Raw genomic sequence first — 11,851 nt, 5'->3', positions numbered from 1 at the left:
ACAATGGCCGGAGGAACTGTCCGGCCATGGTGGTTGTTCTGTTCCGGCGCCAGCCCACATAACGTTCCGGTGGCCGCGTGTTCAGGGCCGGGAATACCGACGAATCAAGGTTGCCGCGCCCGCTGTTGTGGGGACGCGGAGCCGAAGGACGAGAGAAGAGATGGAAAAGGTTCCGATGACAGCGGGCGGCTTTGCCGCGCTCGGGGAAGAATTGAAGAAGCGCCAGTCCGAGGACCGTCCGCGCATCATCGAGCACATCGCGGAGGCGCGCTCGCACGGAGACCTGTCGGAGAACGCGGAATATCATGCCGCGAAGGAAGAGCAGTCCCACAATGAAGGCCGCATCGCCGAGCTCGAGGACAAGCTCGCGCGCGCCGACATCATCGACATCTCGAAACTGTCCGGCGATACCATCAAGTTCGGCGCCACCGTGACCTTGGTCGACGAGGACACCGAGAAGAAGACGGTGTGGCAGATCGTCGGCGAGGTCGAGGCCGACGCCAAGAAGGGCCGCATCTCCATCACCTCGCCGCTCGCCCGCGCGCTGATCGGCAAGAAGAAGGGTTCGACCGTCGAGGTCAACGCACCCGGCGGCGCCAAGGCGTATGAAATTACCAAGGTGGAATGGCGGTAAGAATTTGCCGCCCGCGCTGAGACGTTTCAAAAGGCCGCGCATCGCGCGGCCTTTTTGTTTCGGCGTGTTGCTTGTGTGGGTGGAGCACGCTTTCTCACCCCTCGTCGTTGCGAGCGCAGCCCGCACCTCAGGATGACGGGACTGGCAGGACCTTGGAGCGGCTACCGCCTCCCCTTCACGTCCAGCGGCACCGCCGCCTCGTATTTCGAATTATGCAGCACCAGCGATGTCCGCACATTGCGCACGTGGGGCGCGGCGGTCAGATGCGTGACGAAATCCTGGAAGGTCGCCATGTCGGGGGCGACGCATTTGAGGATGAAATCGACCTCGCCCGACAGCATCCAGCACTCCCGCACCAGGGGCTCGGCGCGGACGAACTCCTCGAAGGCGCGTAAGTCCGCCTCGGCCTGGCTGGACAGGTGCACGGCGGCAAATACGGTGACGTCGAAGCCGAGCTTGCGGGCGTCCAGCAGGCCGCGATAGCCGTGGATATAGCCCTCCTCCTCCAGCGCCCGGACGCGACGCAGGCAGGGCGGCGGCGAGATGCCGACCCGCTTGGCCAGCTCGACATTCGTGATTCGACCGTCAGCCTGAATCTCGGAGAGAATTTTCAGGTCGATGTCGTCTAGGTTCCGCGACACTTGATTGGAACTCCTGGCCTTTGCGGCTGTATTGGTGGGTTTGCCGCAATCCTCATAGCCCAGTCCGCGCGGCTAGCGCAATTTTATTGCGCGTGCACCGCAATCGACTTTTGTTCCTTGTTGGAAAAATCCGCCGATAGGCAATGCAATTCTTGCATAGCTCACCAGAAGGCTTAGATTAGCTCTGATATTTCAGCGCCTCCGCGAGGCCTCCCGGCACGTTCCGCTCCCGCGCTGTGAATCCCCCGTGAAAGGCGTCCGTCAATATGTCCGCCCCTGTCCATGCAAAGGTCGTCATTATCGGCTCCGGCCCCGCCGGCTACACGGCGGCGATCTACGCCGCGCGCGCGATGCTCGAGCCGATCCTGATTCAGGGCATCCAGCCGGGTGGCCAGCTCACCATCACCACCGACGTCGAGAACTATCCGGGCTTCGCCGACGTGATCCAGGGCCCCTGGCTGATGGAGCAGATGGAGAAGCAGGCGGTCCATGTCGGCACCAAGATCGTCTCCGACCTTGTGATCAAGCTCGACAGCTCGCAGCGGCCGTTCCGCCTCACCTGCGACTCCGGCGACGTCTATCTCGCCGACGCCGTGATCCTCGCCACCGGCGCGCAAGCGCGCTGGCTCGGGTTGCCGTCCGAAGTAAAGTTCCAGGGCGGCGGCGTGTCGGCATGCGCCACCTGCGACGGCTTCTTCTACCGCAACAAGGAGGTCGTGGTGGTCGGCGGCGGCAATACCGCGGTCGAGGAAGCTCTGTACCTCACCAACCATGCCTCGCAGGTCACCATCGTGCATCGCCGCGACCACTTCCGCGCCGAGCGCATCCTGCAGGAACGTCTGTTCAAGCACCCCAAGATCAAGGTGATCTGGGACAGCGCCGTCGACGAGATCTGCGGCACCGAGAACCCGAACAAGGTCACCCATGTGCGCCTGAAGAACGTCAAGTCCGGCGCGCTGACGGACGTGAAGACCGACGGTGTCTTCATCGCCATCGGCCACGCGCCGGCGACCGAGCTCGTGAAAGACCAGATCAAGCTCAAACCGTCGGGCTATGTCGAGGTCGCCCCGAACTCGACGGCGACATCGGTGCCCGGCTTGTTCGCCGCCGGCGACGTCGCCGACGAAACCTATCGCCAGGCCGTCACGGCCGCCGGCCTCGGCTGCATGGCAGCTCTCGAAGCCGAACGTTTCTTGGCCCTGCGCGCCAGCGAGCGCGCGGCAGCGGAATAAAGATCATGCCCCGAACACGCGACGGATTTACAGATATGGACTGGGACAAGCTGAAGGTGTTTCACGCAGCGGCGGAAGCTGGCAGCTTCACGCATGCGGGCGAGCAGCTCGGCCTGTCGCAATCGGCGGTGTCGCGCCAGGTCTCGGCGCTGGAGCAGGAGCTTTCGGTCTCGCTGTTCCACCGCCATGCCCGCGGCCTGATCCTGACCGAGCAGGGCGATTTGCTGTTCCGCACCGCGCATGACGTGTTCATGCAGCTCCAGGCGGCGCGCGCCAAGCTGACCGACAGCCGCGAGCGGCCGAGCGGCGACCTCAAGATCACCACCACCCCCGGCGTCGGCATCAACTGGCTGATCCCGCGGCTCGGCGAGTTCACCGCGCTCTATCCGGAAATCCGGATCTCGCTGATCGTCACCGACGAGGAGCTCGACCTGTCGATGCGCGAGGCCGACGTCGCGATCCGCACCCGCAAGCCGACGCAGCCGGATCTCATCCAGCGCAAGCTGTTCGCGATGGGCTTCCACGCCTACTGCTCGCCGGAATACATCAAGCGCTTCGGCACGCCGCGCACGCTGGAGGAGCTCGACTCCCACCGCATCATCACGCTCTCGGACGGCAACTTCGCGCCGCATCTGCAGAACCGCAACTGGCTGGTCGAAGCGGGCCGCAACGGCTCGGGTCCGCGCGAAGCCTATTTCAGGGTCAACAACATCCTCGGCTTGGTGCGCGCCTGTCAGCAGGGCCTCGGCATCGCGGCGCTGCCCGACTACCTCGTCGAGGAACAGAGCAAACTCGTGCAGCTGTTCGGCGAGTCGGATTCGATCCAGCTCGATACGTACTTTGTCTATCCCGAGGAGTTGAAGACGGTCGCGCGCGTGCAGGTGTTCCGCGACTTCGTGGTGAGCAAGGCGCAGCGCTGGCCTTCCTGATTTCCGCATGACTGACATGCGGCCTCGGCTGTTGCTGCAGGGCGCTCGTCAAGCTCATACTGCTTGCACGCTGAGCCTTCGCGTTGCGCATTTGTCCCCCTCCTCCAGTGGCGCGGGAGTTCAGTAATCCCTCTTGGAAGGTGATTGTGTCGGCCTCACGTGGCCAATACCTTAAGCCGGGCTCATTCGAGCCCGGCTTTTTTTCGGTCAAATCGGCTTTCGCCTTCCGCGTGTATTGACAGTTCCAGGCATACCCCGCATCATTTGCAGATGATCACGAAGTCGTGCGCAATCTCGTCGAAGGCGATCGCCTCGAAAAAAGGCCCCCATTTGGGGACCTCGGAGTTTTGCGCGCGCTAGACCGGCTTCGTCATCGCTGCAATCCCGAAAACCCCGCCGCCTGGACGGGGTTTTTTCATGTGCCCTCCGTCTCAGGTTTCCCGAGAAGGAGATGGAAACATGACCGGACTTGAAGATCATTTGCACGGGCTGTGGCTGCCGCTGGTGACGCCGTTTCAGGGCGGCGCGCTCGACGAGCGATCGCTGCGGCGGCTGACGCGACATTACAGCGCGCAAGGCATCGACGGCTTCATCCTGGGGGCGACCTCCGGTGAAGGCATGACGTTGCGCGAGGCCGAGCTCGAACGCCTCGTCGCCATCGTGCGCGACGAGATGGCGGCGGGCCGGCGCACCTTGCCGATCTGCCTCGGACTGTCAGGCGCGGACACCGCGCGGCTGAAGGACCGTCTCGACGAGACCGCGGACTGGCCGATCGACGGTTATCTGATCGCAAGCCCTTACTATGTGCGCCCCTCGCAGCGCGGCCTCTTGGCGCATTTCGAGACGCTCGCCGATCACGCCGCCTGGCCGATTGCGCTCTACAACATTCCCTATCGCACCTCGGTGAACATCACCAACCAGACCATGCTGCGGCTCGCTGAGCATCCGAACATCGTAGGCTTGAAGGATTGCGGCGCGAGCCGCGAGCAATCGATCGCGCTGCTGCGCGACCGTCCGAAGGATTTTCGTGTGCTCACCGGCGAGGACGCCAACTATTTCGAGGCGCTCGTCGACGGCGCCGACGGCGGCATCGTGCTGTCCGCCCATGTCGAGACCGCGACGTTTGCGGCGGTGTATGCGGAAGCGAAGCGCGGCAACCACGACGTGGCTCTGGCGCGCTGGCACGAGGTCGCCGATCTGACGCAGCTGCTGTTCACCGAGCCGAGCCCGGCGCCGGCAAAGTATTGGCTGTGGCGGTGCGGCCTGATCGACAGCCCCGAAGTACGCCTGCCGATGGTGGAAGTGAGCAGCGAGCTCGCCGCCGCGATCGATCGCGAGATCGAGCGACGGACGAAGGTCGCGGCGTAGTATCGTTTACCCTCCCCTGGAGGGCCCCTCCAGGGGAGGGTAAGGGCTCCCTGAACGCAAAAGATAACTTCCGCTTTGAACGCGTCATCGTCGGCTGGCGTGATAGAGCCGTTGTTGATTTGAGACGCAAAAGGTAATACCGTTATGTCATATGATTCGATCGACGCAAGCGCAGAAAGCCGAGCGGCTGAGGGCGGCGCGACGCTTGCTCGCGAAGAAAATCGGCATGGCGGAGGCGGCCTTGGTGCTGTCGCGCGAAAGCGGCTTGTCGCTGCGGCAGGCCTATCGCTATCTCGAAGTGGCCAAAAGCAGGGAGCGGCTCCTTCCCGCGCCGCAGCCATCAGTGACGCTCTCCCTGAAGATGCCGGCCGATCTTGCCCAAAAACTCCAGACGCATGCGACGGCTTCCAGGCTTTCGGCAAGCGAGGTGATGCGCCGAGCGGTGGCCGCTTATCTCGCGTCTGTCCGCGAAGATGGCTGAGCGGCGAAAAAAACGCGACGTTCGACTCGAATTTGCGTTCGATCGCCTCGTCGCCGTCAAACTTGAACAGGTTTACGAAATTCTCGTTCCAGATCAGGTGCGCTTCGCGCGCGCTGGCGCCGATGTGACGGGAGGCGAAGATGAAGACCGCCGCGATTTACGCCAGAGTGTCGTCGGACAAACAGAAGGAGGAGAACACGATCGCCAGTCAGACGAGCGCGCTGATCGCTTTCGCGCGCGAGCAGAACTGCGACGTGCCGGCGGAATGGGTGATCGAAGACGACGGCTATAGCGGCGCGAGCTTGTTGCGCCCCGGACTTGAACGACTGCGCGACCTCGCCGCAGAAGGGCGGATCCAAGCCGTGCTCGTCTACGCTCCCGATCGGCTGAGCCGGCGCTATGCGCATCAAATCCTTCTTATCGAAGAGTTCGCGCGCGCCGGCGTCGAAGTCTTGTTCATTCGCTCGAGACGGGCAGCGACGCCGGAAGACGAGCTGCTGCTGCAGTTTCAGGGCATGATCGCCGAATATGAACGCGCGCAAATCCTGGAACGGTCGCGGCGAGGGAAGCGCCATCGCGCCCTTCAAGGCCAAGTGAGCGTGCTTTCCGGCGCTCCGTTTGGCTATCGCTACAAGCGCAAGACCGATCACTCTGCCGCCTATTATGAGATCGACGAGCGACAGGCCGGTATCGTGCGCTGGGTCTACGAGCTTTACACCGCAAAAAGCCACAGCATCGGCGCCATCACGCGCCTGCTCAATGAGCGCCAGATTCCGACAGCCAAAGAAACAGGCCGCTGGGAGCGCTCGACGGTCTGGGCGATGCTGCGCAATCCCGCGTATAAAGGAACGGCCTGCTTTGGCAAGACGCGGATCGCGCCGCGCATGCGTGTGACGCGGCCGTTGCGATTGCGCGGCGGCGTCGCTCCTCGCAATAGCGCAAATCATGAGCTTCCTCGCACAGAGTGGATCGAAATCCCTGTGCCGACCATCATCAGCGAAGAGACCTTCGCATTGGCGAACGAGCTTTTGGAAGCCAACAAGAAGCATGCCCCGCGACGCACGATCACGCCGAGCGCCCTGCAAGGATTGTTGAGCTGCGCCAAATGCGGCTATGGGCTCTATCGCACCTCGACCAGGTCGAGCGCTCGAACCATCCATTACTACCGCTGCTTGGGCTCGGATGGCTGGCGCCGGCTCGGCGGGCCGGTCTGCGACAGTCGCCCGACGCGCCAGGATTTGCTGGACGAGGTGGTATGGAAAGAGATCGCGCGTTTACTTGAAGACCGACAGCTCATCGAAGACGAACTTGAGCGCCGGCTCAAGGCGGCGCGCAACTCCGATCCCACACAGCGCCGGGAGGAAACGCTTCGCCGCGATCTTGCGCGTTCCCGGAAAAGCATCGAGCGTCTCCTCACGGCCTATCAAGAGAGCCTTCTCTCACTTGAAGAGCTGCGCAGTCGCATGCCCGATTTGCGTAGCCGCGAACAGGCTTGCTTGTCGGCGCTGCAGGCGATCGAAGACCAATCGCAGGAGCAGGAGGTTTGTCTGCGTCTCGCTGAATCCGTGACTAGCTTCCTCGAGCGCCTCCGCTCGTCCGTCGGCGCGCTCGATATAATCGAACGCCAACGCGTGCTGCGCCTTCTCGTGAAGGAAGTCCTCGTTGGCGACGACAAGATCGTCATCCGCCACTCCATCCCCCTCCCACCCACCCCTCCCGGTGGAAAGGCGCCCGGCGCCGCCAATAGCTCCGTGACCGCTCCCCCACCGCAAAGTTATCTTTTGCGTTCAGGGAACCAGAGCGCCGCCCGTGGTTAACATCACCCCAACGGCCTTCGCGCCCGCCGCATGGCGCATCCACCGCTCGTTTACCCATCCGTCCCTATCGTTGCTCTCCAGGAACTTCCAGAGGGGGAATGACCATGGGACATCGCACCCGGCCTACGGCCGCGAGCCAATACGCGCCGGCCGATCTTTTGCAGGGAATTCTCGTCGTTTCGTCGTTCGGGTTCTGGGCAGTGATGCTCGGCCTGATGCCGGTGCTGCTGTATCGGATCTGGCTCGCCTGAAGGCGGCACGTCGCGCGGATGGTTAAGCGGCCGTCACAAATGCGCTCAAAATGCGCAGCGGTTTGCAAGCCGGAATCTTAAAACATCCCGCGTATCGTTCACGCCCATAAGCGAAGAAATCGCGGGGGCGTTTATGAATAATCATAATGAGATGGCGTCGTATTTCGGCGCCGGACAGGAGAAGCTGTCCACCGAGCAGAGCTTTACCACCGAGGACATTCTCTGGGCCGCCGGCATCTGGTCGGTGATCCTGACCATGTCGCCGGTCATCGTGTTCTACATGCTGATGGTGGCGTAGCTCTCCTTCAGCAGATCCCGAAAACGCAAAACGCGCGGACGTTCCCGCGCGTTTTTCGTCCGGGGAATGATTTAAAGAATTAAGCAGCCTGCTTGTGCATTGCGCCGGACGCCGACGCCGTGCCGCGAATGGCCTTGACTGAACGCTCGATCGCCGCCCACAGCCTTGCGATTTCCTGAGCCGCACGGCTCTCGGCCTGATATTCCCGCGCGCCCTCGCCGTGGCTCAGCGCCATCAGCAGGTCCGAACGGTTGGTGATCTGGCCGCCCCACACCGGAGCCCGGAATTTGGCCAGCGCTTCGCGGGCGATGGTGACGATCGGGCTTTCGGCTTCGTCGCGCTTGGCCGGTGCACCGTTGAGCACGACCGCATAGGGCTTGCGCGCGGCGCGGCACATCTGGATGGTTTCCTGCACCGCGTTGACGTCGAACACGCCGGGACGCGCCGGAATGACCACCATCGTCGCATTTTTGATCGCGTCGTCGACCACGGCCGAGAGGTTCGGCGGCGTGTCGATCAACACCCATTCATAACCGTCGCGCCTGGCAGCGGAGACGATGCCGCTGACGGAGTTCACGGCCGCCTTGATCGGCGGTTCGTTGGTGCCACGCAGCTTGTGCCACAGCGTGAGCGAGCCCTGCGGGTCCGCGTCCACGAGCATGACCTGCTTGCTCGCCTTGATCTGCGCGGCGAGATGCGCGGCTAGGGTACTCTTGCCCGAGCCGCCTTTACGCGATGCAAAAACAATAACGTTCATACCTTCGGCCTCCAGATTGACCCTAGGCCGCGAAAATGAATCACCGCGCTGATTCGTGAAAGAAAAATTTATCTGGGGTTGCGTTACCGCCACGAAATAACAAGGCGTGTTGGCTTTTGAGTCACACTGCGTCGCAGGACGAGAGACCAACTGCAACGAAACGCCGCCCGCGCGAGCATCTGTGCGTTCTTTGAGCAGCCGAGCGGGACCAGGCGGAATGCAACCCTCCCGCGCAAACCCTTATCCGACTCTTTTCCATCGCGCGTTCGTAATTGCCGCAGGCATCAGCGCGGCCTGCGCGAACAAAAGGAGTCCGCTCGCTGGCGCAGGGCTGACGCCGGGCATGACGAAGGTTTCAGACAAGGAACGCGGCTGTCCCGCGCTCAGCTGTCGCTGGTCTTTTTCTTCTTCGCCGGCTTGGTGCTCTTCTTCGCGGTTTTGGGCGCGATGTTGGTCGGCTTGCCGGCGCGGGCCTCGCCCGGCTCGGGTCCGGGCCGGAAGAACACCCGGCATTGCGGCGAGAGCTGCGCCTTCTTCTTGATCATGCAGGCGGTGATGGCGTCGACGTTCGGAACGAACTCGCCGCACAGCCGCATCGCATCCGGCGTGCAGGCCTGCTGCTCCTCCGGGGTGTAGGCGAAGCCGGTGCCGGGCTGGACCAGCACCGCCAGGGCCATCCCGAGGGTTGCAGCAGCCAAGGATGTCTTGAAGCGAAACGCCGGCATCGATCCCCCCAACATGTCGAGTCGGAGGGAATAGTGGGTGAACGGCGGTTCGTTGGCAACGAGGGCAGATGCGAAAGGTCGGACCTGTGCGGTCTTGGCAACAGGATGGGGCAGACTTCCGCTAGCTGTCCACGACGTCATGGCCGGGCATGTCGTTTAGCCCGGGCATGACGACCACATGGAGGCCCGGGGGATGACAGCTGTGCGCGAGGAAAGAGTGCCCCGCCCCACAAAAAACGCGAAAACAACCCCATGCACAGTAGCCAAGTCGCAGCAATCGTTACGCATTTCACGACTTAGGATTTAACGAAGCCGAATTTGACTCGTCGGGCAAAACGGGGGCATGATGTCGTCATCAAGAAGATGCGCGTGGGTGGTCGGCCTGTCTCCTGCGCTGGTCGGAAAGCGCACGAGAGGAAGCGATCGCAATGGAAGGGAATGAAGCGGATCTGCCGCTGTCGGGCGTCACGGTGGTCTCGCTCGAGCAGGCGATCGCAGCGCCGCTGGCCAGCCGGCACCTCGCCGACTGGGGCGCGCGGGTGATCAAGATCGAGCGGCCGGGCACTGGGGATTTCTGCCGGGACTACGACCACGTGATGAACGGCATGTCGAGCCAGTTCGTCTGGACCAACCGCTCCAAGGAAAGCCTCGCCATCGACATCAAGAGCGAGGACGGCCGCAAGGTGCTCGACGCCCTGCTGCCGCAGGCCGATGTGTTCATCCAGAACCTGGCGCCCGGCGCTGCCGAGCGGCTCGGCCTCGATGCCGCATCGCTGTTGCGCAGACATCCGCGCATCATCGCCTGCGACGTGTCGGGCTACGGCACTGGCGGCCCCTACAGCGACAAGAAGGCCTATGATCTGCTGGTCCAGTGCGAGGCCGGGGTTCTCGCCATCAACGGCACCGAGGCGGAGCCGGCCAAGGTCGGGCTGTCGGTGGTCGACATCGCCACCGGCATGTACATCCTCAACGGCGTGCTGATGGCGCTGTACCGTCGCGAGCGGACCGGCAAGGGCACCGCCTTTCAGGCCTCGCTATTCGATTCCATCACGGACTGGATGAGCTATCCCGCCTTCTACACGCAAAGCACGGGACGGCCGCTGCCGCGAACCGGGGCCAGGCACGCGACGATCGCGCCTTACGGCCCGTTCCGGGTCGGCGACGGCAACACCATCTTCTTCGGCATCCAGAACGATCGCGAATGGCGCTCGCTGTGCCGCATCGTGCTCGGCGACGCCGGCTTCGCCGACGACCTGCGCTTCCGCACCAATCCGCTGCGCATGCAGAACCGCGACGATCTGCAGGCGCATATCGAGCAGCGCTTTGCCGCGATGACCAGCGAGGAGGTGCTGCGCCTGCTGGATGAGGCCGCGATCGCCAACGCGCATCTGAATTCGGTCGAGGCCTTTCTGGAGCATGAGCAGCTCCGCGCGCGCTCGCGGGTGCAGAGCGTCGGCTCGCCGTGCGGGCCGGTGATGAGCTTCCTGCCCGCGCTCACCATTCCAGGCGTCGAGCCGCGGATGGATCCGGTGCCGGATTTGGGGCAGCACAATCAAGCCATCCTCCGCGAACTCGGGCTGGCGAAGGACATTTGACGATGGCACAACGGCCAACGCGGGCTTACCTCGCCGTCCCCGCGCATCGCTCCCGTCTCGTCGCCAAGGCAGCGGCCTCGGCTGCGGACGCGGTCTTCATGGATCTCGAAGACGCGGTGCCGCCATCGGAGAAAAGCCTCGCACTGGAGGAAGCCGTTCGCTCCCTCTCCTCGCTCGACTGGGGCAACAAGCGCGTCACGGTGCGGGTCAACGCCGCCGACAGCCGCTTCATCGCGCAGGAGATCCGCGCGCTGGCGATGCTTCCCCGGCTGGATGCGGTGATCGTGCCGAAGGCGGAGCGCGCCGGCGACATCGTTGCGATCGCCGATCAGCTGCGCGCCGCCGCGCCGGATCGCGCTTCGCCGGTCGCGCTGGAATTGCTGATCGAGACTGCGCTCGGTCTCGTCAATGTCGACACGCTCGCCGCATGTCACGACAGCGTCGCCGCGCTGCATCTCGGCGTCGGCGATTTCGCGGCGTCGATCGGCGCCCGCTCCTCCGACATCGGCGTGTCGCCGGATGGCTACCGCCATGTCGGATCGGCGCAAAGCGGCTATGCCTCTGCCCCGCTCGACCTGCTTGCCTACCCGATGATGCGCCTTCTGGTCGCCGCCCGCGCGTTCGGCCTTCACGCCATCGACGGCCCCTGCGGCGCGTTCCGCGATGCCAGGCTCACCGAAAGCGCTGCGCAAAAGGCCGCGGCGATGGGTTTTGACGGCAAGCAGGTCATCCATCCCGACCAGATCGAACCGACGCTGCGCGCGTTCATGCCGTCGGACCAGGAGCTGGCCCAGGCGCGGCGGATCGTCGAAGCCATGGAGCAGGCGGAGGCGCAAGGCCAGGGCGCGGTGACTCTCGACGGCAAGATGATTGACTACGCCAATGTGCGGATGGCGCGCCGGATCATCGCCCTGGGGTCGTAGCGGCGCTTACGAGCCATTCCCGACGCCCCCTTCGAGCAGGGCTATCGCATATGCTTCGCGGGGACATCGGAGCAAGCGCCTCGTCCTTCGAGACGCCCGCTTCGCGGTCTCCTCAGGATGAGGCTAGGCGGCAATCGAACCCGTTGAAACCAGCGCAGGGCACTCGGTCCTCATCCTGAGAGCCCGCCAACGGCGGGCGT

At 63.6% G+C, this 11,851-nt stretch carries 13 protein-coding genes; 10 read left to right on the top strand and 3 right to left on the bottom strand.

Translation table 11 applies throughout. The annotated features are described in order from the left end of the window. Nucleotides 1-160: 160 nt before the first annotated feature. On the top strand, nt 161-634 hold the full coding sequence (gene greA / locus CIT37_RS08025; protein WP_007596674.1) for a transcription elongation factor GreA: 474 nt from the start codon (nt 161-163) through the stop codon (nt 632-634). 161 nt (nt 635-795) lie between these two features. Here the strand turns inward: greA and CIT37_RS08020 are convergent, their stop codons facing one another. Further along, nucleotides 796-1,275, bottom strand: a complete 480-nt coding sequence (locus CIT37_RS08020) for an Lrp/AsnC family transcriptional regulator (RefSeq protein ID WP_026201989.1) — start codon at nt 1,273-1,275, stop codon at nt 796-798. Nucleotides 1,276-1,541: 266 nt separating this feature from the next. Here CIT37_RS08020 and trxB point away from each other — a divergent pair, with 266 nt between their 5' ends. The 7 genes from trxB to CIT37_RS07985 all read left to right on the top strand — a co-directional run bounded on the left by trxB (nt 1,542) and on the right by CIT37_RS07985 (nt 7,651). Beyond that, a complete protein-coding gene (gene trxB, locus CIT37_RS08015; protein WP_038971099.1) occupies nt 1,542-2,507 on the top strand; it encodes a thioredoxin-disulfide reductase in 966 nt (321 codons plus the stop codon). Between the two features lie 5 nt (nt 2,508-2,512). After that, nucleotides 2,513-3,436, top strand: a complete 924-nt coding sequence (locus tag CIT37_RS08010; protein ID WP_026201990.1) for a LysR family transcriptional regulator — start codon at nt 2,513-2,515, stop codon at nt 3,434-3,436. Nucleotides 3,437-3,895: 459 nt separating this feature from the next. After that, nucleotides 3,896-4,804, top strand: a complete 909-nt coding sequence (gene dapA, locus CIT37_RS08005) for a 4-hydroxy-tetrahydrodipicolinate synthase (protein ID WP_095426768.1) — start codon at nt 3,896-3,898, stop codon at nt 4,802-4,804. Nucleotides 4,805-5,030: 226 nt separating this feature from the next. Then, nucleotides 5,031-5,285: a ribbon-helix-helix protein, CopG family gene (locus CIT37_RS08000; protein WP_223153759.1), complete on the top strand. Its 255-nt coding sequence runs from the start codon at nt 5,031-5,033 to the stop codon at nt 5,283-5,285. Nucleotides 5,286-5,425: 140 nt separating this feature from the next. Further along, on the top strand, nt 5,426-7,102 hold the full coding sequence (locus CIT37_RS07995; protein WP_109866589.1) for a recombinase family protein: 1,677 nt from the start codon (nt 5,426-5,428) through the stop codon (nt 7,100-7,102). Between the two features lie 98 nt (nt 7,103-7,200). Further along, nucleotides 7,201-7,353, top strand: a complete 153-nt coding sequence (locus tag CIT37_RS07990) for a hypothetical protein (RefSeq protein WP_154694126.1) — start codon at nt 7,201-7,203, stop codon at nt 7,351-7,353. A gap of 133 nt (nt 7,354-7,486) precedes the next feature. Next, nucleotides 7,487-7,651 carry a hypothetical protein gene (locus tag CIT37_RS07985; protein ID WP_109866588.1) on the top strand — a complete coding sequence of 55 codons (165 nt, stop codon included), beginning with the start codon at nt 7,487-7,489 and terminating at the stop codon, nt 7,649-7,651. 79 nt (nt 7,652-7,730) lie between these two features. Here the strand turns inward: CIT37_RS07985 and CIT37_RS07980 are convergent, their stop codons facing one another. Both CIT37_RS07980 and CIT37_RS07975 read right to left on the bottom strand, forming a co-directional pair. Next, nucleotides 7,731-8,408, bottom strand: coding sequence for an AAA family ATPase (locus tag CIT37_RS07980; protein WP_038948136.1), 678 nt, complete (start codon nt 8,406-8,408; stop codon nt 7,731-7,733). Nucleotides 8,409-8,791: 383 nt separating this feature from the next. Beyond that, nucleotides 8,792-9,133 (bottom strand): hypothetical protein, encoded by a 342-nt coding sequence (locus CIT37_RS07975; RefSeq protein ID WP_095424844.1) that lies wholly within the window; start codon nt 9,131-9,133, stop codon nt 8,792-8,794. A 428-nt stretch (nt 9,134-9,561) separates the two neighbouring features. On the opposite strand from CIT37_RS07975, the gene CIT37_RS07970 reads away from it, so the two are divergent. Continuing rightward, nucleotides 9,562-10,728, top strand: a complete 1,167-nt coding sequence (locus CIT37_RS07970) for a CaiB/BaiF CoA transferase family protein (RefSeq protein ID WP_095424843.1) — start codon at nt 9,562-9,564, stop codon at nt 10,726-10,728. Nucleotides 10,729-10,730: 2 nt separating this feature from the next. Next, entirely contained in the window at nt 10,731-11,651 is a 921-nt protein-coding gene (locus CIT37_RS07965) for an HpcH/HpaI aldolase/citrate lyase family protein (RefSeq protein WP_095424842.1), read from the top strand. Nucleotides 11,652-11,851: the final 200 nt, after the last annotated feature.

The organism is Bradyrhizobium ottawaense (genome assembly GCF_002278135.3).
Lineage (GTDB): Bacteria > Pseudomonadota > Alphaproteobacteria > Rhizobiales > Xanthobacteraceae > Bradyrhizobium > Bradyrhizobium ottawaense.
Note: the sequence above shows the minus strand (reverse complement) of the source record. Positions and strands in the feature narration are given on the sequence as shown.

Coding starts and splice junctions, on each gene's coding strand:
- CIT37_RS07975 (WP_095424844.1), bottom strand. CDS start 9,133: ATGCCGGCGTTTCGCTTCAAGACATCCTTGGCTGCTGCAACCCTCGGG.
- dapA (WP_095426768.1), top strand. CDS start 3,896: ATGACCGGACTTGAAGATCATTTGCACGGGCTGTGGCTGCCGCTGGTG.
- CIT37_RS07995 (WP_109866589.1), top strand. CDS start 5,426: ATGAAGACCGCCGCGATTTACGCCAGAGTGTCGTCGGACAAACAGAAG.
- trxB (WP_038971099.1), top strand. CDS start 1,542: ATGTCCGCCCCTGTCCATGCAAAGGTCGTCATTATCGGCTCCGGCCCC.
- CIT37_RS08000 (WP_223153759.1), top strand. CDS start 5,031: ATGGCGGAGGCGGCCTTGGTGCTGTCGCGCGAAAGCGGCTTGTCGCTG.
- greA (WP_007596674.1), top strand. CDS start 161: ATGGAAAAGGTTCCGATGACAGCGGGCGGCTTTGCCGCGCTCGGGGAA.
- CIT37_RS07980 (WP_038948136.1), bottom strand. CDS start 8,408: ATGAACGTTATTGTTTTTGCATCGCGTAAAGGCGGCTCGGGCAAGAGT.
- CIT37_RS08010 (WP_026201990.1), top strand. CDS start 2,513: ATGCCCCGAACACGCGACGGATTTACAGATATGGACTGGGACAAGCTG.
- CIT37_RS07985 (WP_109866588.1), top strand. CDS start 7,487: ATGAATAATCATAATGAGATGGCGTCGTATTTCGGCGCCGGACAGGAG.
- CIT37_RS07965 (WP_095424842.1), top strand. CDS start 10,731: ATGGCACAACGGCCAACGCGGGCTTACCTCGCCGTCCCCGCGCATCGC.
- CIT37_RS07970 (WP_095424843.1), top strand. CDS start 9,562: ATGGAAGGGAATGAAGCGGATCTGCCGCTGTCGGGCGTCACGGTGGTC.
- CIT37_RS07990 (WP_154694126.1), top strand. CDS start 7,201: ATGACCATGGGACATCGCACCCGGCCTACGGCCGCGAGCCAATACGCG.